This is a genomic window from Sphingomonas mesophila, from assembly GCF_003499275.1.
GTDB lineage: Bacteria > Pseudomonadota > Alphaproteobacteria > Sphingomonadales > Sphingomonadaceae > Sphingomicrobium > Sphingomicrobium mesophilum.
In genome coordinates this window covers 487,550-505,221 of sequence record NZ_QWDF01000001.1, presented here as the reverse complement: position 1 = coordinate 505,221, position 17,672 = coordinate 487,550, and the positions used below count along the sequence as shown (strand labels likewise).

21 protein-coding genes and 1 other RNA gene are annotated in these 17,672 nt (G+C 68.0%); 10 read left to right on the top strand and 12 right to left on the bottom strand.

Translation table 11 applies throughout. The features are described from left to right. Positions 1–2: 2 nt before the first annotated feature. Together D0Z60_RS02615 and ssrA are read right to left on the bottom strand one after the other, a co-directional pair. Positions 3–2,075, bottom strand: coding sequence for an amidohydrolase family protein (locus tag D0Z60_RS02615; protein ID WP_118856785.1), 2,073 nt, complete (start codon positions 2,073–2,075; stop codon positions 3–5). Positions 2,076–2,215: 140 nt separating this feature from the next. After that, positions 2,216–2,572, bottom strand: a transfer-messenger RNA (tmRNA) gene (gene ssrA / locus D0Z60_RS02610). Positions 2,573–2,683: 111 nt separating this feature from the next. Between ssrA and D0Z60_RS02605 the strand changes: the two genes are divergently transcribed. After that, a complete protein-coding gene (locus tag D0Z60_RS02605) occupies positions 2,684–2,956 on the top strand; it encodes a hypothetical protein (protein ID WP_118856783.1) in 273 nt (90 codons plus the stop codon). Between the two features lie 83 nt (positions 2,957–3,039). Here the strand turns inward: D0Z60_RS02605 and D0Z60_RS02600 are convergent, their stop codons facing one another. Then, positions 3,040–3,756, bottom strand: a complete 717-nt coding sequence (locus D0Z60_RS02600; protein ID WP_118856781.1) for a tetratricopeptide repeat protein — start codon at positions 3,754–3,756, stop codon at positions 3,040–3,042. Between the two features lie 116 nt (positions 3,757–3,872). Here D0Z60_RS02600 and D0Z60_RS02595 point away from each other — a divergent pair, with 116 nt between their 5' ends. Both D0Z60_RS02595 and D0Z60_RS02590 read left to right on the top strand, forming a co-directional pair. Next, positions 3,873–4,619, top strand: coding sequence for an NUDIX hydrolase (locus D0Z60_RS02595; RefSeq protein WP_240325514.1), 747 nt, complete (start codon positions 3,873–3,875; stop codon positions 4,617–4,619). After that, positions 4,612–5,349 carry an extensin-like domain-containing protein gene (locus tag D0Z60_RS02590; protein ID WP_118856779.1) on the top strand — a complete coding sequence of 246 codons (738 nt, stop codon included), beginning with the start codon at positions 4,612–4,614 and terminating at the stop codon, positions 5,347–5,349. Before D0Z60_RS02595 ends, D0Z60_RS02590 begins: the two co-directional genes overlap by 8 nt. Before the next feature lie 61 nt (positions 5,350–5,410). Here D0Z60_RS02590 and D0Z60_RS02585 read toward each other — a convergent pair whose 3' ends face one another. Together D0Z60_RS02585 and D0Z60_RS02580 are read right to left on the bottom strand one after the other, a co-directional pair. Further along, positions 5,411–5,680 (bottom strand): SWIB/MDM2 domain-containing protein, encoded by a 270-nt coding sequence (locus D0Z60_RS02585; RefSeq protein ID WP_118856777.1) that lies wholly within the window; start codon positions 5,678–5,680, stop codon positions 5,411–5,413. Between the two features lie 99 nt (positions 5,681–5,779). Further along, the gene (locus tag D0Z60_RS02580) at positions 5,780–6,598 is read right to left on the bottom strand and encodes an LD-carboxypeptidase (protein ID WP_118858397.1); all 819 of its coding nucleotides are present in this window, start codon (positions 6,596–6,598) and stop codon (positions 5,780–5,782) included. Positions 6,599–6,634: 36 nt separating this feature from the next. Between D0Z60_RS02580 and D0Z60_RS02575 the strand changes: the two genes are divergently transcribed. The 3 genes from D0Z60_RS02575 to D0Z60_RS02565 are packed head-to-tail and all read left to right on the top strand — an operon-like array spanning position 6,635 to position 8,894. Further along, a complete protein-coding gene (locus D0Z60_RS02575) occupies positions 6,635–8,023 on the top strand; it encodes a Mur ligase family protein (RefSeq protein WP_118856775.1) in 1,389 nt (462 codons plus the stop codon). 11 nt (positions 8,024–8,034) lie between these two features. Next, positions 8,035–8,409, top strand: coding sequence for a hypothetical protein (locus D0Z60_RS02570; protein ID WP_118856773.1), 375 nt, complete (start codon positions 8,035–8,037; stop codon positions 8,407–8,409). 2 nt (positions 8,410–8,411) lie between these two features. Then, positions 8,412–8,894 carry a 5' nucleotidase, NT5C type gene (locus tag D0Z60_RS02565; protein WP_118856771.1) on the top strand — a complete coding sequence of 161 codons (483 nt, stop codon included), beginning with the start codon at positions 8,412–8,414 and terminating at the stop codon, positions 8,892–8,894. Positions 8,895–8,981: 87 nt separating this feature from the next. On the opposite strand, the gene D0Z60_RS02560 is transcribed toward D0Z60_RS02565, so the two are convergent. Continuing rightward, a complete protein-coding gene (locus tag D0Z60_RS02560; protein ID WP_118856769.1) occupies positions 8,982–9,533 on the bottom strand; it encodes a hypothetical protein in 552 nt (183 codons plus the stop codon). Positions 9,534–9,733: 200 nt separating this feature from the next. Beyond that, entirely contained in the window at positions 9,734–9,967 is a 234-nt protein-coding gene (locus D0Z60_RS02555) for a hypothetical protein (protein WP_118856767.1), read from the bottom strand. A 161-nt stretch (positions 9,968–10,128) separates the two neighbouring features. On the opposite strand from D0Z60_RS02555, the gene D0Z60_RS02550 reads away from it, so the two are divergent. Both D0Z60_RS02550 and D0Z60_RS02545 read left to right on the top strand, forming a co-directional pair. Beyond that, positions 10,129–11,361 carry a sensor histidine kinase gene (locus D0Z60_RS02550; RefSeq protein WP_118856765.1) on the top strand — a complete coding sequence of 411 codons (1,233 nt, stop codon included), beginning with the start codon at positions 10,129–10,131 and terminating at the stop codon, positions 11,359–11,361. Further along, positions 11,324–12,076, top strand: a complete 753-nt coding sequence (locus tag D0Z60_RS02545; RefSeq protein ID WP_118856763.1) for a LytR/AlgR family response regulator transcription factor — start codon at positions 11,324–11,326, stop codon at positions 12,074–12,076. Before D0Z60_RS02550 ends, D0Z60_RS02545 begins: the two co-directional genes overlap by 38 nt. A gap of 35 nt (positions 12,077–12,111) precedes the next feature. On the opposite strand, the gene D0Z60_RS11985 is transcribed toward D0Z60_RS02545, so the two are convergent. Beyond that, positions 12,112–12,246, bottom strand: coding sequence for a hypothetical protein (locus D0Z60_RS11985; protein WP_275896705.1), 135 nt, complete (start codon positions 12,244–12,246; stop codon positions 12,112–12,114). Between the two features lie 219 nt (positions 12,247–12,465). Then, positions 12,466–13,740, bottom strand: a complete 1,275-nt coding sequence (locus tag D0Z60_RS02540; RefSeq protein WP_118856761.1) for a dicarboxylate/amino acid:cation symporter — start codon at positions 13,738–13,740, stop codon at positions 12,466–12,468. Between the two features lie 118 nt (positions 13,741–13,858). Between D0Z60_RS02540 and D0Z60_RS02535 the strand changes: the two genes are divergently transcribed. Both D0Z60_RS02535 and D0Z60_RS02530 read left to right on the top strand, forming a co-directional pair. After that, on the top strand, positions 13,859–14,239 hold the full coding sequence (locus D0Z60_RS02535; RefSeq protein WP_118856759.1) for a cupredoxin domain-containing protein: 381 nt from the start codon (positions 13,859–13,861) through the stop codon (positions 14,237–14,239). Positions 14,240–14,323: 84 nt separating this feature from the next. Then, positions 14,324–14,743: a DUF3597 domain-containing protein gene (locus D0Z60_RS02530; protein WP_118856757.1), complete on the top strand. Its 420-nt coding sequence runs from the start codon at positions 14,324–14,326 to the stop codon at positions 14,741–14,743. A 49-nt stretch (positions 14,744–14,792) separates the two neighbouring features. On the opposite strand, the gene D0Z60_RS02525 is transcribed toward D0Z60_RS02530, so the two are convergent. The 3 genes from D0Z60_RS02525 to D0Z60_RS02515 form a co-directional block, all read right to left on the bottom strand. Beyond that, the gene (locus D0Z60_RS02525; RefSeq protein ID WP_162888041.1) at positions 14,793–15,599 is read right to left on the bottom strand and encodes a hypothetical protein; all 807 of its coding nucleotides are present in this window, start codon (positions 15,597–15,599) and stop codon (positions 14,793–14,795) included. Positions 15,600–15,642: 43 nt separating this feature from the next. Beyond that, on the bottom strand, positions 15,643–16,242 hold the full coding sequence (locus D0Z60_RS02520) for an energy transducer TonB (protein ID WP_162888040.1): 600 nt from the start codon (positions 16,240–16,242) through the stop codon (positions 15,643–15,645). A gap of 909 nt (positions 16,243–17,151) precedes the next feature. After that, positions 17,152–17,556, bottom strand: coding sequence for a GFA family protein (locus D0Z60_RS02515; protein ID WP_118856751.1), 405 nt, complete (start codon positions 17,554–17,556; stop codon positions 17,152–17,154). Positions 17,557–17,672 lie beyond the last annotated feature (116 nt).

Here is a 17,672-nt window from a genome sequence, read left to right as displayed (position 1 = left end):
CGCTATTTCGGCCGGCCGCTGTAGCCTGCGGCGGTACGCAGCGCGTCGCCGTCCATCACATAGCCGTCGCTGACCACCGTCACGACCCGCCGAAGCGCCCCGAGGTCGCGCGACACGTCGCCGTCGACCAGCACCATGTCGGCCTCCTTGCCGACGGCGATCGAGCCGGTGCGCCGATCGGCCTTGACCACCCGCGCCGGAACGATGGTCGCGCTTTGCAGCGCCTCGGCCGGAGTCATCCCGGCCTGCTGGTAGATCTCCAGCTCGCGGACCAGCTCGATGCCCCAGCCGTCGGTCCCGGCGACGATCGGAACGCCCGCCCGGTGCAGCTTGCCGATCAGCTTGACCATGTTGGCGTAGCTCTTGCGGTAATCGTCGCGCGTATAGCCTTCCACCAGCGGATAGCCGCCGGAGCGGAAACTGCGGTCGAGCACCGGCGAGATGATTCCCATGTACGGCGCATAGGCCGGCGCCGGGGTGCCGCCGTCCTGGGTCAGGAACCCTTCGAAGATGACGATGGTCGGGTCGACCGCGGTCTTGCGGCGCGCAAGCTCGGCAATGAAGCCCTTCATCGGCTCGGCATCGAGGTCGACGTCCTTGAAATATTTCGCCGGCCCTTCCATCCGCGCCCTCGTGTTGGACTTGTCGACGACGGCCTTGGGCATCGCCTCCATCACCACGAAGTTGAGGTGGGTTAGCTCGTCATAGCCGGCCGCGACCGCTTCGCTCGGCTTCATCGTCGCCGGAACATGGCCGTGGACGTAGAGCCCGAGCCGGTGCGCTTCGGCCGCGGCGGGCGCAATCCACGCCGGATTCATCGACGTGTAGAATTTCACGCCCCACAAGCCGGCATCCTTGATCCGGCGGACATTCGCGATCGTCTCGGCCTCGCTGCTGACCACCAGCGAGCCCTGCGCCGCCAGCGGGTCCTTCTTGTCAATGATGACCGAGATGAACGGCTCGCCCATCAGCAATTCGCCCGACTTGCGGCGCTTGGTGGCGTCGATCGCGCGCGGCAGGTCGGTGCCCGGGCTGCGGAAGCTGGTCAGGCCGTTGGCGGTGTTGGCGAGCACGTCCCAATCGTCGCCGATGTGCATGTGCGCGTCCCAGATGCCCGGAACGAGCGTCTTGCCGCGCCCGTCGATGGTGCGCGTGCCGGCCGGAACGCTCATCGCCGCGAGCGATCCGACCGCGGCGATCTTGCCGTCGCTGGCGAGCACCGACTGATCCTCGATGAAGCGGCCGCGCTCGGAATCGAACAGGCGCACGTTGGTGAACAGCACCGGCGCGCGCGCGGCCGGGGTCAGGAACCGCTGCGCGATGCTTTTCACTTCGGCGGCGGTCGCGGCTTCCTGCCGTTCGCGCATCGCCTTGACCGCGCCTTCGTAGCCGGCGGGCACAAGCGAGATCCCGCCGATGTCGGCGAAGTAGCGCTTGTCGCTGTCGAGCCAGACCGCCATCGGCGCCGCCAGGATGCCGCGGACCCACGCCAGCTGGACCGTCCGCGGGCCGCGCGGCCCGCTGATCTCGAGCGTCGGCCCGAGGCGCATGGTCGCCTTGCCGCTCGGCAGCAGGTCGACTCCGGCCTCACCGGCGGCGGCCAGCCGGTACATCAGCAATTCGCTGCCCAGCCCGATCCCGCCGGCCGGCAGGTAATAGCCCCGCGCCGGGGCCGACCCGCTGTCGTTGGTGCTGGTCCAGCTCGCCTTGCCGTCCTTGACCGAAAAGGTCTCCGCCGCGTCGCCGGTCATGGTCACGCCGCGCACCGTCATCGCGGCCGGAAGCCCGTCGCGGCCGAAGGTCACGACCTGGTCGACCTCGCTGATCCACCCGCGCAGCTCCTGCGACCAGCGGTAGGCGGTGCGGCCGTCCGGCAATTGCCAGCGCCACTGGTCGCCGTGCTTGCCGGCATCGGAGACGACCACATAGTGGACCGCATTGGCGGGCGGCTTGAGCAGCTGGTCCTTGGGCACCGGCTTGCCCGATACGGGGGCCGCTGCTTGATGAGCGGATGCCGGCGCGAGCGCCAGCGGCGCGGCGGCGGCCAGAAAAAGTGCGGCAAGTGTCAGGCGCATCGGAAGACTCCCCCTCGGTCGGAAGGGAAGCTGGCACGATTCCGGGCGGCGCGAAAGGGCGCCCAGAGTCCCGTGTCCGGCGGCGAAGAGCGAGGAAAGGAGTCCAGGGGATTCTGTTGCCCGGCTCCCCTGGAGGCCGCTGGAATCCCCTTCTGTTGCCCGGTGGGGTCCGACCGCGCTTTTGTCATTGTAACCTTAGACCGTTAGGCCCTCAGTTACGCAGCAATTGCGAGCGCCTCGTTATCGTTGGCACTTGTGTGATTGAGCCGTCACGGTGGCATCCATACCGATCGGCAACCGGGCCTTTACCGCACTCGTCGATCCTGTTTCGCCCCCATCAGCAGGCCCGTTCCGCGTCGTTCGCGGCGGGGCTGATGGTGGAGGCGCCGGGGTACTGCCCCCCGGGTCCGAAATGCTTATTCCACCCGATAGTCTACCGACATAGCCGGTTGCCCGGCGCCCCCTATTTAGTCCTTGCCGCCCTGCCCTTCAAGCGATTGACAAAATCGTCACGCCAGCGGAACCGTTGCGGCGGCGATGGGTTGGAACGGGCCTAACCTACCCAACGGGACGATCCACAAAGGACGCCCACAACAAGGGGATGAACGATGAATAAAGTTTCTTTCGCGCTGGTCGGTGCCGCTGCTCTGGCGCTTGCCGCCTGCGGTGGCCAGGGTGACGACGCGCTGGGCGACAACGTTGCCGACAACTATGACGCCGCCGCCGACAACCTCGACGCGATGGCCGACAACACCGCCAACGAGAGCGAGTCGGACGCCCTGGAGAACCAGGCCGACGCGCTGCGCGACACCGGCGAGGCCAAGGAAGAGGCGATCGACGAAGCCGACGTCAATTCGGCCAACGCCGTCAACGCCATGTAATCTCGCGCCGCCGCCCGCTTTCGGGCAGTGGCGCGAAAGAAAGGCCGGCGCTCCCCAAGGGCGCCGGCCTTTTTCTTTGCGGGTTATCGCCGACGGGCAACCAGCGCCTCGGCGGCGCGCTGTCCGGATAGGGCCTTCAGGGTCAATACGGTGGGCTCTGGCCGAAAGCCTCGAACCAGCGCGTCTGCCTGGGCGCGCTGCGCGGCGCTGAGCTTCTTCTCAAAATCGCGGAGCCACCGTCGCTGCTCGTCGCTGGCTTCGCTGCTATTGAGGAACAGGCGAAAATATGCCGTCGTCTTTACTGCATCAGGCGTGATCCCGTCGGCCCCATTGTGGATCGAAGCGTAGGTCATCAGCGCATCGGGCCAGCCTTGAGCGGTAGCTCTCTCGAGCCAATCGAGCGCGACCGCGAAGTCGCGGCGCCCGGCGTAGAGCTTGGCGACATCCTGCTGAGCGAGGGCATAGCCGGCCTTGGCGGCGACGAGCTTGTAGCGCAGCGCGAGCTCGGCGTCCGGCTCGAGCACGTCTCCGCCTTGGCCGTCGTAATAGCAGCCGAGCTTGTAGGCCCCGAGCGGATCACCGAGCTGGGCCGAGCGGCGGAAAGCGGCGAGCGCCTTGGCCGGGTCCTCGGCCAACCCAGAGCCGGTGTGGTAGGCCATGCCGAGGTGGTACATCGCCTCGGCATCGTTGGCAGCCGCGAGCTTTTGGAGACCGACGATCAGCGGCGGAGTCGGCCGTGCCTCGCTGCACGCGGCTAGCAGCACCAGCGAGGCGAAGGCAGCTCTCAAGACGTTACGCATCACATCTCCACCCACCGAAGCTGCATCCCAGTCTATTGCACAGGTTCGATCGGGGCACGCAATCTTCTTCAGTTTGGCAGCTTTCTCTTTGCCCTGGGCGCGGTTACGTCCTGGGGGTGAAACGCCCCGCAATCCCCGCCGCGACCCTGGTGCTGATGCGCGAGCGCGGCGGCGGGCCGCCGGAAATCCTGACCGTGACCCGCGCCAAGGCGATGGCCTTCGCTGGCGGCGCGGTCGCGTTTCCGGGGGGGCGTATCGATCCTGCCGATGAAGCGCTCGCGGCCGAATTCGACGATCCGCTCGCCGCCTTCAAGATCGCGGCGCTCCGCGAGACCATCGAAGAAACGGCGATCATCCCGTGGGCTGACCGTGCCATCGACCCCGACGATGCGCACTCGATGCAGGCTCTCTTGCAAGGTCATTCGAGCCTCACTCCCGTGCTCCACCATTTTCAGCATACGCTGGACCTCGCGGCGCTTATCCCGTTCGCGCGGTGGAAACCCGCCTTTCACCAGACGCGCATGTTCGACACCCTCTTCTTCCTCGCCCGGGCCCAAGGCGAAAGCGCCGAGCCGCTACCCCAGCCCGGCGAGTGCGAATCCGCCGCATGGGTCGCCGCCGCCGACCTGCTCGAGCGCATCGAGAGCGGCACCGCCCACGCCATTTTCCCGACCAAGCGCAATCTCGAGCGGCTGGCGCAGTTCGGCTCGTTCGCCGAGGCGGCGGCCCATGCGCGGGCCCATTCGCTCGATACCATCACCCCCTGGGTCGAGGTGCGCGGCGGGGAAAAGCACGTCTGCATCCCCCAGGGCCGCGGCTATCCGGTGACCTCCGAGCCGCTGGCGACCGCCTTTCGTGCGTAACCGTCGCGGCTGGGGCTGTCTTGCGCTCACCGTCCTGCTGGCGCTCGCCGGCTGGCTCGGCTGGCGCGAGTTCCAGGCCTATGTCCGCGCCCATCCCGAGCAATTTCCGTGGACACCGCTGAGCCTCGCCGACCCTGTCGGGCCGTTCACCGCGCAAAAGCTCGCCGCGCTCTCCAACGATCCGGCGCAATGCCGAGCGCTCCTCGCAGCGGTGGACGACCTAGATCGCCCGGCCCCGGCGCGCGCCGCCGCGATCCCCGAATGCGGCTACAGCGACGGCATGACGATCGTCGCCGAGCCGGGCACGCCGAGCCTCGCTCCGGCCGGCCTCGTCACCGCCTGCCCGGTCGCCGCCGCGCTCCATTTGTGGCTTCCTGCGGTCCAGCAGGCCGCGCGCGACCATCTCGGCACGAGCGTCACGCGCATCGACCATTTCGGCAGCTACTCCTGCCGCCGTCTTTACGGCGCGAGCAGCGGCCCGTGGAGCGAGCACGCCACCGCCGACGCGCTCGACATCGCCGGCTTTCGACTCGCCGACGGACGGCGCATCACGGCCGTCGGCGACTGGAGCGCGGACGGCCCCGAGGCGGCCTTCCTGCGCGCCGCCCGCGACGAGGCCTGCCGCCTGTTCGCAACCGTCCTCTCGCCCGACTACAACGCCGCCCACCGCGACCACTTCCACCTCGACCAGGCGGCGCGCGGCGCGCGCGGCGGAAGCATGTGCCGGTGAATCGAAAAGGGCCCGCGCATTGCTGCGCGAGCCCTTTCTTCGGCACGCCTTGCGGCGCGACTTATTTCAGATGGTTCGACAGATGCTTGTTCATCTCGAACATCGTGCAGCGGTCCTTGCCGAAGACCTTCTTGAGCTTGTCGTCGGCGAGGATTTCGCGCTTGTTCTCCGGGTTCTGCAGGTTGTTCTTGCGGATGTGATCCCACACCTTCGAGACCACTTCGCTGCGCGGCAGCGGAGCGCTGCCGGTGATCGCTGCGAGATCCGACGACGGCGTCACCGGACGCGCCAGTCCACCGCCTGCTTTACGACCCGTAGTTGATTTAGCCATGAGGCCCTCCTGTTGACTTCGGCAATTCGTAGAGCGCGAATTGGGCGCCATTGCAATGGCCCGCCAGAGGGAAAATGGTGAAGGCGCGGTTCACCGCGCTCAGCCGAACGGGACCACCTTGTTGGCCGCATCGTGGCCGATGTCGGCGCGGCCGCCGTACGCGATCCCCGAACGGGCGCACCAGTCGGCCACGATGCGCTCTTCGTCGCTGTCGAAATCGGGCGTGTTTGCAATCACTTCGCTTACCCGGCCGAGACGCAGTCTGCGCACCTTGCGGACGTTCGCCTGGCTGGTCACATGGAACATCGAGCGGTCGGTCCGGTAGAGCTGCTCGCCGACATCCTCGACGATCAGCTCGCGGCCTGCGAAGTCAGGCTCGAAATCTGTCCCCAGAAAATTCGACAGGACCGTAAGGTTGAACGCCAGCGCGGGCCCGTCGAGGCTGCCTTCCAGCGCTGAGTCGCTGCGTTGCAGCAACCAGTCGAGCGCGCGCTCGATCGCCGCCTCGCCGCCGTCGCGCAGCACGTCCTGCGGCATCGGCCCGTGCGCCACCGAGAGCCCGGCGCGATGGAAGGCGGCGAGCAGGAAGCCGGCGTCGGAATAGCCGAGATAGGTCTTGGACCGCGCCGCCGCTGGCAGATCGGCCACCGCGGCGCCGACGATGCGGTTGGACCCATAGCCGCCGCGCGCGAACCACACCGCGTCGACGCTTTCGTCGGCCATAACCTCGCGCAGCGCCGCCAGCCGTGCCGCATCGGCGCCCGCGAAATGGCCTGAGCTCAGGAAGCATTGTGGGTGGATCACCAGCTCGCACTCCCCGCGCGCGCGAACCATCTCCTCGACCCGCGCCGCAGCCTCGCGGCTCAGCGTGCAACTTGGCGCAACCACCGCGATCCGCACTTTTGTCTTGTCCCCCATTTGCCAGCCGAGCGCGGCCACCATAGGGCAGCGGCGATGACCACCACCACCTTCTTTTGCGGCATCGGCGGAAGCGGCATGCTCCCGCTCGCCACCATCCTGCGCGCGCGCGGGCAAAGCGTCGCCGGCTCCGACCGGGCGCTCGACGCCGGCCGCCTCGCCGCCAAGTTCGATTATCTGCGCGGGCTCGGCATCCCGTTGTTCCCGCAGGACGGCAGCGGCCTTGCCGAGAATATGCGGCTGATCACCTCGGCGGCGGTCGAGCCGACCGTGCCCGACGTGGTCCGCGCCCGCGAGCTCGGGCTCGAGCATCTCACCCGCCCGCAGCTGCTCGCGCAGATGGTCAACGATGCGCGTGCCAGCGTCGCGGTCGGCGGCACCAGCGGCAAGTCGACCGTCACCGGAATGATCGGCTGGATCCTCCACGCCTGCCGCCGCGACCCGACCGTCATGAACGGCGCGGTGATGAAGAATTTCGTTAGCGCCCATGCGCCGTTCGCCTCGGCGCTGGTCGGCAATCCCGAACTGTTCGTCAGCGAGGTCGACGAAAGCGACGGCTCGATCGCACTCTACCGCCCGTCGGTCGCGGTGCTGACCAACGTCAGCCTCGACCACCATGGCATGGACGAATTGCGCAGCCTGTTCGGCGCTTTCTTGGCGCGTGCCGGGACGGCCGTGGTCAACCTCGACGATCCAGAGGCGCGGGCGATGGCCGACGTGCTTCGCGGAGCCGTCGGCTACGGCTTCGACAGCCCGGGAGCAGCGGTTGCCGGCCACGCGCTCGAGCTTGGCGGCGACGGCTCGACCTTCACCGTCCGCTCGGGCGAGGACAGCGTCACGGTCGCGCTGCCGATACCCGGCCGCCACAATGCCTCGAACGCGCTTGCGGCGATCGCGGCGGTGTCCGCGTTCGGTATATCGCTCGAGGAGGCTGCGGCCGCGCTCGCCGACTTTGCCGGGCTGAAACGCCGGCTCGAGATCGTCGGCAGCGCGGGCGGAGTGACGGTGATCGACGACTTCGCCCACAATCCCGACAAGATCGCCGCGACCCTGGAGACGCTGACCAACGCGCCCGGCCGACTGCTGCTGATGTTCCAGCCCCACGGCTTCGGCCCGCTCGCCAAGATGGGCGACGAGCTCGCCGACACCTTTGCGCGCGGGCTTCGGCCCGGCGACCGGCTCTACCTTCCCGACCCGGTCTATCAGGGCGGAACGGTCGACCGCTCGCGCGGGTCAGAGTGGTTGGCCGAGGCGATTGGCCAGCGCGGCGGCGATGCCCGCTACCTCGCGGCGCGCGAGGAGATCGGCGCGGCGTTGCTGGCCGAGGCCGCGGCGGGCGACCGCATCGTCGTGATGGGCGCGCGCGACGACACGCTCGGCGAGTTCGCCGAGAGCCTGGTCGGGAACCTCGCCGCGCGCCGCTGATTGTCACCGCCATGGTCAAACCGGGCAGTGTCATCGGCTGGAAGCTCGACCGCTCCGAGCGCGCGCAACTGCTCGAGCAATTCCCGCCGCGCTACGCTAAGCCGGTCGCCGACCACGTCACGCTCCGGATCGACGCCGCCGACGATCCGCTCCCCAACGAGGTGCGCGCGGCAATCGTCGGCCGCACCGACGACGAGCGCGGGGTCGAGGCCTATGTCGTCACCATCGACGGCGCGGTCGACCGCCCCGACGGCTCCACCTTCCACATCACCTGGTCGCTCGGCGACGGCCGCCGCGCCAAGGAGAGCAACGACGTCCTGAAGGAGCGCGGCTGGGACGAGCTCGACCATCCCGTCCCGGTCACGTTGACCCCGGCGCGCTTCTAGGCATGGCGACGCCCCGCCTGTTCCTCGATCTCGACGGCGTGCTCGCCGATTTCGATCGCGGCGCTCAGGACCTGCTCGGAATGCCCGCGGCGGCGTTCGAGAAGCGCTTCGGGATCAAGGAATTCTGGAAGCGGCTGGCACGCGCGCCGGAATTCTACGCGCGGCTCCCCGAAATGCCCGATGCCCGAACGCTGTTCGATGCGGTCGAGCATCTCACCCCGACCATCCTTACCGGCCTGCCGCTCGGCAAATGGGCCGCGCCGCAGAAGCTGGCGTGGTGCGAGGAGCATTTCCCACGCGTCCCGGTGATCACCTGCATGGCGCGCGACAAGCATCGCTTCATGGATCCGGGCGACGTGCTGGTCGACGACCGCGATCGCCACCGCGCCGCCTATGAGGCGCACGGGGTGGTGTTCGTCCACCACAAGAATGCCCGCGACAGCCTGGCGCAGCTGGCCGCGATCTTTCCGTCGGTGAAGGCCTGAACCGTCATTGCGAGGAGCGAAGCGACGAAGCAATCCAGTGTCACAGCTGGATTGCTTCGCTTCGCTCGCAATGACGAAGCGCGAAACTTAAGCAGCGGCGGCGATGTCGACCTTTTCGACCCATTCCGGCCAGAACACCGGGTCGCGGTTTGACCAGCCCGGCGCGGTCGCCGCGCTCTCGCTGATCGACTGCAGCAGCAGCCGGCGGCGATCGGGGTGGAGGTGCGGCAAGGCGGCGGCGGCGCAGAACGCGGCCGGGAGCCACGGGCGCACGCTGGCGCCGAGCAGCCGCTCGTAGAGGAAGCGGAAGGCGGCGAAGCTCGGCAGGCGGTCCTGGCCGAGGTCGAACGCGGCCAATGTCACCAGCATGCCCATGAACGGCTCGATCATGTCGAGGCCGCTGTCGTCCGGGACCTGCATGCGCAGGTGATCGAGCTGCTTGTAGAAGCGCGCCTGGGCGCGGATCGAAGCGCTCTCGCCCTCGTCGCGGGCCCAGGTCTCGACAGCGTCGGCACGGTGGAAGGCGACATCGAGCGAGCGGCGGATGTAGCGCTGGGTCGCCTTCGGGAAGGCGGCGAATTCCTTCATCTCCGAGAGGAGCAGTGCGCCCCCGGCAGGCTGGCTGGTCCGCGTCGACATCGATCCCACTCCCTTGTCCTTTCGGTGGGGATCATGCGCCGCAAACGGTTGCGAAACGCTTAACCATCATCCCACCCCCCGTTCACATAGAATCAAAGGGATAGGCCGACGGCAAGAGCGAATAATTAACCCGGTGCAGCAAGGCGCCACCTGTGTCGCATAATTGCAACGCAGGTGTCGCCATACTGTCGTGGTCGATTCTACTTGTCGGGGAAGCCCGAGCTTGGCACCGGCTCGTTCCCGCCGGGCTGGGTTGCGGCGATCGGATCGGATGCGTCCATCGACTGGTCCGAGCCGACATCCGCCTTCAAATCAGGGTCTTCCGGGTTCTTCTTGAGCTTGAGCTCAAGCTCCCGGTCGGGCTCGCCCTGGAGCGTCGGCGGGTGCTCGGCCGGGCTTTCGGTCGGCGTCTTCTCGTCGGTGGTCGGGTTCATCGCGCTTGATCCTCGATAGGGCGTGTCAAGGCAAACGAAGGCGGGTTGGCGGCGTTCCCACCTCTTTTCTGTGGATTGTTCGACCGACGGGGTCTGCTGCTCTGCCAAGTGCAGCCGCGCCGATTGCCTTCGCCGGGTCGCTCAACGATATCGTGGAGACGATGCCCGCAACCGAATCCCAGCGCGCCGGCCGCTTCGACGACTGGCGGCTCGCGCTCAAATCGATCCTCGGCTTCTGGCTGGTCTACGCCGCCACCGTGGTCGTCCGCGCGTTCCTCGGAAGCGACCCGTGGAGCGTGCTCTATAACCGCGTCCCGATCATTTTTGCCGGGTTCCTGCTGACTGGCGCGATCTATCTGGTGCTCGGCCTGATCGCGCGCCGCTCGAGCCTGCGCCGCCGCGCCATTGCCGCCGCCATCCTCTCGCTGCTCGGCGGAATCGCCCAGGCGAGCGTCGTCATGTCGTTCGAGCGCCACCAGCGGCCGAGCCGCGAGGAATTCCGCCACGTCGCGCGCGAGGGCGTGGTAATCGTCGAGAAGGGCCGCGAAATCCGCATCGAGCGCGCCGCTCAGGACCCGCTGGTACTGACCCTCCCCGCCCTCGCCGATCTCGAGCGAAGCAAGCGCATCCGCATCATTGCCGACGCGGCCGTCACCTGGTTCTTCTTCTTCGCCGCGTGGAGCGCCTTTTATCTCGCCACCCTCGCCCAGGCCCAGGCGCTCGGCGCCCGGCGGCGCGCTGCCGAGGCCGAGGCGGCGGCGCAGTCGGCCCAGATCCGAGCGCTTCGCTACCAGGTCAATCCGCACTTCCTGTTCAACACCCTCAACAGCTTGTCGTCGCTGATCATGACCAAGCGTAACGACCGCGCCGAGGAGATGCTGCTGGCGCTCTCGACCTTTTTCCGCACCAGCCTGTCGCTCGATCCCACCGCCGAGGTCACGCTGGCCGAGGAGATCGATCTCCAGCGGCTCTATCTCGACATTGAGAAGGTCCGCTTCCCGACCCGGCTCAAGGTCGAGATCGACGTCCCCGACACCCTCCAGAAGGCGCGGCTGCCGGCGCTGATCCTCCAGCCGCTGGTCGAGAATGCGATCAAGTACGGGGTGTCGCGCTCGAAGGGCCAGGTGATGGTGCGGATCGAGGCCCGGCGCACGCCCGACGGGCAGCTTGCGCTGACCGTCAGCGACAGCGGCGGCACGCCGGTCGGCAAGCAGCCCGACCACGGCACCGGCGTCGGTCTGCGCAATGTCGTCCAGCGGCTCGAAGCACGCTACGGCGCGGCCGCGACAAGCCGCTTTGGCACGCGGCCCGAAGGCGGGTATGAGGCGGTCCTGACCCTCCCGCTGGAAGTGGAACATGCCGGAAACGACGCTCAAGGTCCTGATCGCCGATGACGAGCCGCTAGCCGCCGAGCGGCTGCAGCTGCTGCTTGCCCGGATCGGCGGGATCGACCTCGTCGGCACCGCCAGCGACGGCGAGGCGGCGGTGCGCATGGCCGCGGCGCTCGCGCCTGACCTGCTGCTGCTCGACATCGCCATGCCCGGCCTCGATGGGATCGAAGTTGCGCGCGAACTGGCCGGCACGCGCCCCTCGCCGGTAGTGATCTTCGTCACCGCCTTCGACCAGTTCGCGGTCGCGGCGTTCGACGTCGCGGCGGTCGATTATCTGATGAAGCCGATCGAGCCCGGCCGGCTCCAGGAGGCGATCGAGCGGGCGCGGACCCATTTGCGCCACCTCGATTCCGGCTGTGCCGACGCAGCCCCGCCGGGCCAGTCGGATTTCCTCGAGGAATTCTGGGCGTCGGACCGCAGCGGGCTGGTCCGCATCGCCTCCGCCGACGTCGACCGCATCTCGGCCGAGCGCGACTATATGCGGCTCCACGTCGGCGCCCGCAGCTGGCTGATCCATCATTCCATGGCGTCGCTCGAGGAGCAGCTCGATCCGGCGCTGTTCGTCCGCCTCCACCGCTCGGCGATCGTCCGCCGCGATTTCATCGGCGGCTTCACGCGCAATCCGTCGGGGCGCTGGGTGGCGCTGCTCAACGACCAGACCGAGCAGCCGGTCGGCCGGCTCTACAGCGATCGGGTGAAAGCCATCGCCGGCCGCTGACCAATCGGGGGAGTATCAGCGGCCGGCGGACCGGCTCAGGCGGCGCGCGGTGCAGCGCCAGCGCCGGCGGATGCGACGGTGACGCCCGGCAGCGCCTCGCGTCCGCTAACGGTCGGGACGGTAAGGGCCGCCGAGGTCAAGACGGCGGCCAGGGCAAACAGCATTTTCATCGTGCTTCTCCTGGTCAACCGACACGAAGGGCCCTCCCCGATCCGGGAGATGTGGGTGGCCGAAGAAGGGCCCCTCGCGTCGCCTTTTCGATCTAGCCGAGGCGGCGCGGCGCGCTTCGTTGCGCTCGACGAACGGCCGGCAAGGCTCGGCAGTCAGGCCCGCCGGCCGACCAACGCGCGCGCCTCCGCCACCAATCGACGAGCGGTGGTCAGCCGTCGTTAATCCTGCGGATCGGCTTTGCGCGACACCGCCCCGGTCACCGCCACGTCCATGGTCACATTGCCGAGCGTGCGCACGATATCGGGGAAGGTCTCGACCGCGATCAGGATCGCCAGCGGCTCGACCGGCAGGCCCATCGCCAGGGCAATCGGCGCGATCGAGGTGACGAAGCTGATCGATCCCGGCAGGCTCACCGCCCAGTAGCTGGCGATCGAGGCCATCGCGATGCCGGCGAACAATTGCCACGGCGCGAGGTCGATCCCCAGCCAATAGGCGACGTACACCGCCACCGCCATGTTCATCGCCGGCCCGGTCGCCCGGAACAGCGCCACGGCGAGCGGCAGCGTGACGTCGCTGTTGGTTTCCGGCACGCCCAGCCGCCGCGCCGCGCCGACCATCGCCGGCAGCGAGGCGAGGCTCGACTGGGTCGAGATCGCGACAGCCTGCGGCGGAACCATCGCTCGGGCGAAATCGCGCAGCCGCCAGCCGGCGAACAGGATCGCGATGCCATAGCCCGCCGCGGTCACCCCGAGCCCGACCAGCATCACCAGCGCGACATAATGGAGGATCGCCCCGAACGCCGCCGCGCCCGCCCCGGCGCCGAGCGCGAAGGCGAGCCCGAACACGCCGACCGGCGCGATCCAAAGCACCCAGCCGATCATCACCAGCATCGCCTGCTCGATGCCTTGGAAGAAGCCGACGAGGTCGTCGCGCCGCGGCTTGTCGATCCGAGTCACCGCCAGCGCGAAGGCGGCGGTGAACAAAGTCAGCGGCAAGATCTGGTCGTTGACCGCCGCCGCCAGCACGTTCGACGGGACGATCGACCGCGCGAAGTCGAGCGCGGTCGGGACCGACGCCGCGGTCGCCGCCTTGTCGACCCCGGCAAGCCCGGCGCGAAGTGCCTCGGCCGATTGCTCGGGCAAGGGGAAGAAGCTCAACAGCGCCGGCATCGCCAACCCGCCGAACGCCGCCGACAGGGTCAGCACGACCACGAACCACAGGATCGAGCGTCCGGCCACCCCGCCGCCCGCCGCGGCCCGGGCCCCGCCGACGATCCCGCTAACCAGCAGCGCGACGATCAGCGGAATGACCGTGACCTTCAGCGCGTCGAGCCAGATCCCGCCGATTGCGCCCGCCCAGCGCACCGCCGGGTCGCGCCACCCGTCGCCGCTCGCCGACACCAGCACGCCCGCCGCGATCCCCACCACCAGCGCGGCCAGGATGCGCCACCCATTCCCCGCGCCGATCACGCGCGTCTTCGTCGTTTCCGTCATCGCCCGAGGCTAGCGGCGGGCGCCGCGACTGACCAGCACTCCCAAAGTCGCGGTGGTTCGATACCCCTTGCCGGAAACCGATCGCGGCGCTTTACGTTTGCCGTCGCGAGGATTGCCAATGACCATTTCCAGATCTCTGCTCGGCGTCGCCGCCGCCGCCATCACCGCTCTTTCCCCCACCCCCGCCGCCGCCCAGGCGACGCGCGTGTCGATCGTCGTCACCAGCCACAAATTCTCGCCCGCCCCGATCCACCTTTCGGGCGGGGTCCCGGTGCGGCTGACGATCGCCAACCAGTCGGGCGAGACCCACGATTTCACCGCTCCGGAATTCTTCTATTGGGGCAAGCTCAAGGGCCCGTTGCCGGGCGGCAAGCTGACCCTCAAGCCCGGCCAGCGCGCCCACATCACCGTCACCCCGCGCCGCGGCACCTACAAGGTCAGGTGCAGCCGCTTCGCCCACGCCTTGCTCGGAGGCTCGACCACCATCGTCGTCCACTAGCGCGGGGAACCCGCGCCCCGCCCCCGCGCGTTGAGCCCCGCGATCGCCGGCGCTTTTCGCCGCGACGCGTGAGGAGATTTCGACATGGGCCTGTGGGACAAGATTCGCGACAAGATCATGCCGCGCCGCAAGGACGAGACGACGATGGAGGATCTGCGCAACAGCGGGATGCTCGACGGGCCGAACGTCGGCGGCGGCGGCGGCGGCGGAACCGCGACCGCGCAGCCGGGTCAGGCCGGCCAGCAGGTCGACGTCGAGCAGGTGCTCGAGGCCAAGCTTGCCGAAAAGGGCAATCCCGATCTCAACTGGAAGAGCTCGATCGTCGATCTGATGAAGCTGCTCGACATCGATTCGAGCCTCGACAACCGCAAGGAGCTGGCGACCGAGCTCGGCTACACCGGCGACAAGGAAGGCAGCGCCGAGATGAACATTTGGCTGCACAAGGCGGTGATGAAAAAGCTCGCCGAAAACGGCGGCAAGGTCCCCGCCGGCCTCGCCGACTAAGCGCACACACAGGGACAGTTCCCGCTTGGGGACTGTCCCTTTTTCGCGGCTAAGGAATGCGCGCCGAGGTGATCCTCGGCGTGATTACCTTTCCGGGCACTGCCTCGCCGGCGGCGTTGCGCGCCGGTTCGAACCGGGCGCGCTCGCGCAGCGTCGGGCAAAAGCGCGCGTTCACCCGGGACACCCTGCTCGCCGCGACGATCTTGCAATCGGTCATCCGGCCCGCCGCGTCGATCGTCAGCACCCCGCGCATCGCATCGCGCAGGTAGCCGAATTTGGTCATGTCCTTGTCCCGGAACAGTTGGCCCAAGTCGGTGAGCGCTCGCGCCGGCTGCGCCCAGCCGTCCATCTCCGCCTTGGTGATGCCCCAGCGCCCCGCCAGGTAGACCTCGCACTCGCGCAGTGCCTTCAATCGACTCGCCACGCCGGGGGCGGCCGCATTCACTCGGAAACCCTTCGGCCCGCTGATCCCCACGGCGCGTGCGGATCCCAGGCGCGCCAATTCAGCGGCCGACAAGGTCGTTCGAAGCAACGTCCGTTTGCGGCCCCGCGAGGGCTCGATCAGCACCCATCGCTGCCCCGCCTGCACCTGCCCGTCGAGATCGAGCGTGCCCTGGAAACCGTCCTTCCGGCCGCGGTCGAACTGGCCGTAGATCATCAGGTCGTGCGGCTCGGCTAGCGGCCGGGTGCGAATGGCGATCCCTAATTCCGCGCCCACGCCGTCGCGCGACAGCGTGCAATCGTCCTCCTGATATTCGATCGCCCATTGGCCGGCCGGCACCTTGCGCCCCCCGGCATGGCCTGTCGCGGGGAGGCACAGGCCGAGGGCGGACAGCATCGACAGCAGAAGTCTCATGCCCATAGTCTGCCCTGTCCGGCGGCACTTTTGCCCACGGCCATTACTGGAGCAACCAGGTCACGCGGTAGAAGACCAGTGCCGGCATCGGCTTGCCATCGTGGTCAAGAGCCGGCTCGAACTGGGCGCGCTTGAGGAGCAAGTCGCACGTGCGCTTGTCGAGCAACTCGGTACCGCTCGGTTCTGCGGCGCGGCAATCGCTAACCCGGCCATCGGCGCCAACCTTCAGGACCGTTCCAACGGACCCCTGGATGTCGCGCATGACGAGACTTTGCGGATAATCGTCGGGCCGGATCCAGCCGGGTCGGCCAACGGGCATGCGCTGCAGCCGATCCTGTTCGGCCTCGCTCATACCCCAGGATTTCAGCAAGTCGCGCTCGCATTTGGCAAGGGCTTTCCAAGCCGACTTCATGCCACCCGGTGCGAAGCGGTAGTTGACGGCATCGCGGAAGCGGATGGTGATCGCGCCGTCCGGCGAATCGAGCGGAGCCAGCGATGAACGTGGCAGATCGACCGCCGTCAGCGCTATGCCATCCTTCGACACGGCGCGCACCTGGACCCGTTCGGGTCGGCTCCCGTCGCTGAAGCTCACCTCGGGTATTCCGGACTGCGCCTTGAGCTGCTTGCCGGTCTCGATCACCATTAGCCGCGCCTGATCGGCGTTCGGCGAGGGCTTGACCGAAAACTGGACGTTTGCGGCTCCCGCCGAAAACATCCGGCTCAGCACGCACATGTTGGTCGCATATTCGACCGACCATTTGCCGCTTGGCGTGAGCGCTACTGGCGGCGGCGGTTTCGCAATCACAGGCGCAGCGAGCACCGCGCAGGCTGCGGGCAAACAAGCGAACGGAAGACGCCACATGGCGCCAATCTATGGCCGCTCCCTGAAACTGTCGAGGTGGCGCCCGTCAGCCGATAAGCCACAAACAGTAAGAGGGCCGGCGTTTCCGCCAGCCCTCTCCTGCGCCGAGACATGGATTTGCCGGTGTTCGTCAGCTTGGCGACCCGAAGGTCTCCCGCTCCTCGATCCTGGCGCACCAGCTCAGGTTCGCTTCCCCCCAAGGTGGCTCCGAGGAACCTCGCTTCCCGCTTCCGCCGCCGCTCGTTCCGAAGAACTCCCGGCTGCCTTGGCGGTCCACTTCGCGGCTTCGTCCGAAGACTCCGACGCGCCCTGGTATTCCGCGGCCTTCTTGGGCTGGCCCCCTCTCGCGCGGCCTGCTTCCCTGGGGAAAGCCGCCTTTCGCAATAGCCGGGACCAACTCTTCCGGCGCCTCTGACCGGCTGGTCCGGAAGAGCACCATGGTCCGCTGCGTCATCGCTCCGAAGAGCAGTTCGGCCTCGTTCCCGGGCTTTCCATCGCCTGCCGGCGGAGATCGGTCCTTCCGTCCTCTCCTCACCGTCCCGCCGTTGCCGGCCGACCTGTGAGGCGGGGCCTTCCGTCCCGATCACAAATGGAAGGTGACCCCTGTTCCCGAGTCGCGCCAAGCGGAATCTTTGGCATTTGGCCTGTGGATAACGGGGATATGGCGCATAACTTTTGTTGGCTGAAAATTTACATGCCGGGGTAGCGCGGCCAGGCCGGGATCGAGTCGAGCGCGGCCACCCACACGCGCTGCTCGGCGGCCTGGACCTGGCCGCTCGGCGGCGGCGCCAGCTCGGGCGCATCGAGGGTCACGGTCTGGACATCGACCTGGCCGGGGAAGATCGCCGCGTTGCGGTAGAATAGCCCGGTGCCGCACGCCGCGCAGAAGCTCCGAAACGTGCCCGGCGCGCTTTCGAACGTCGCCGGCTCGCCGCTGACGCTCAGCTCACCCTCGTCGACCAGCATCCATTCGACCATCGGCGCTCCGGCGCTGCGCTGGCAGTCGCGGCAATGGCAGATCGAGTTGCGCACCACCGCGCCGATTTCATAGCGCACCGCGCCGCAGCGGCAGCCGCCGCACATGACTTCGCTCATCGCCCAATCATGCGCTCGTCGAATCCTCGGCACAAGCCGCCGCCGGGCGCATCCAACCCGCCGCCTGCGCGTTGGGTCAGGGTTATCAACCCCCCCTCGTAAAGGAGCGTATTGCC

What these genes read in the sequence shown, in the direction of transcription:
- D0Z60_RS02615 (WP_118856785.1), bottom strand. Translation starts at nt 2,075, where the DNA reads ATGCGCCTGACACTTGCCGCACTTTTTCTGGCCGCCGCCGCGCCGCTG.
- D0Z60_RS02605 (WP_118856783.1), top strand. Translation starts at nt 2,684, where the DNA reads ATGAATAAAGTTTCTTTCGCGCTGGTCGGTGCCGCTGCTCTGGCGCTT.
- D0Z60_RS02600 (WP_118856781.1), bottom strand. Translation starts at nt 3,756, where the DNA reads ATGCGTAACGTCTTGAGAGCTGCCTTCGCCTCGCTGGTGCTGCTAGCC.
- D0Z60_RS02585 (WP_118856777.1), bottom strand. Translation starts at nt 5,680, where the DNA reads ATGGCTAAATCAACTACGGGTCGTAAAGCAGGCGGTGGACTGGCGCGT.
- D0Z60_RS02580 (WP_118858397.1), bottom strand. Translation starts at nt 6,598, where the DNA reads ATGGGGGACAAGACAAAAGTGCGGATCGCGGTGGTTGCGCCAAGTTGC.
- D0Z60_RS02575 (WP_118856775.1), top strand. Translation starts at nt 6,635, where the DNA reads ATGACCACCACCACCTTCTTTTGCGGCATCGGCGGAAGCGGCATGCTC.
- D0Z60_RS02570 (WP_118856773.1), top strand. Translation starts at nt 8,035, where the DNA reads ATGGTCAAACCGGGCAGTGTCATCGGCTGGAAGCTCGACCGCTCCGAG.
- D0Z60_RS02565 (WP_118856771.1), top strand. Translation starts at nt 8,412, where the DNA reads ATGGCGACGCCCCGCCTGTTCCTCGATCTCGACGGCGTGCTCGCCGAT.
- D0Z60_RS02560 (WP_118856769.1), bottom strand. Translation starts at nt 9,533, where the DNA reads ATGTCGACGCGGACCAGCCAGCCTGCCGGGGGCGCACTGCTCCTCTCG.
- D0Z60_RS02555 (WP_118856767.1), bottom strand. Translation starts at nt 9,967, where the DNA reads ATGAACCCGACCACCGACGAGAAGACGCCGACCGAAAGCCCGGCCGAG.
- D0Z60_RS02550 (WP_118856765.1), top strand. Translation starts at nt 10,129, where the DNA reads ATGCCCGCAACCGAATCCCAGCGCGCCGGCCGCTTCGACGACTGGCGG.
- D0Z60_RS02545 (WP_118856763.1), top strand. Translation starts at nt 11,324, where the DNA reads ATGCCGGAAACGACGCTCAAGGTCCTGATCGCCGATGACGAGCCGCTA.
- D0Z60_RS11985 (WP_275896705.1), bottom strand. Translation starts at nt 12,246, where the DNA reads ATGAAAATGCTGTTTGCCCTGGCCGCCGTCTTGACCTCGGCGGCCCTT.
- D0Z60_RS02540 (WP_118856761.1), bottom strand. Translation starts at nt 13,740, where the DNA reads ATGACGGAAACGACGAAGACGCGCGTGATCGGCGCGGGGAATGGGTGG.
- D0Z60_RS02535 (WP_118856759.1), top strand. Translation starts at nt 13,859, where the DNA reads ATGACCATTTCCAGATCTCTGCTCGGCGTCGCCGCCGCCGCCATCACC.
- D0Z60_RS02530 (WP_118856757.1), top strand. Translation starts at nt 14,324, where the DNA reads ATGGGCCTGTGGGACAAGATTCGCGACAAGATCATGCCGCGCCGCAAG.
- D0Z60_RS02525 (WP_162888041.1), bottom strand. Translation starts at nt 15,599, where the DNA reads ATGAGACTTCTGCTGTCGATGCTGTCCGCCCTCGGCCTGTGCCTCCCC.
- D0Z60_RS02520 (WP_162888040.1), bottom strand. Translation starts at nt 16,242, where the DNA reads ATGGTGATCGAGACCGGCAAGCAGCTCAAGGCGCAGTCCGGAATACCC.
- D0Z60_RS02515 (WP_118856751.1), bottom strand. Translation starts at nt 17,556, where the DNA reads ATGAGCGAAGTCATGTGCGGCGGCTGCCGCTGCGGCGCGGTGCGCTAT.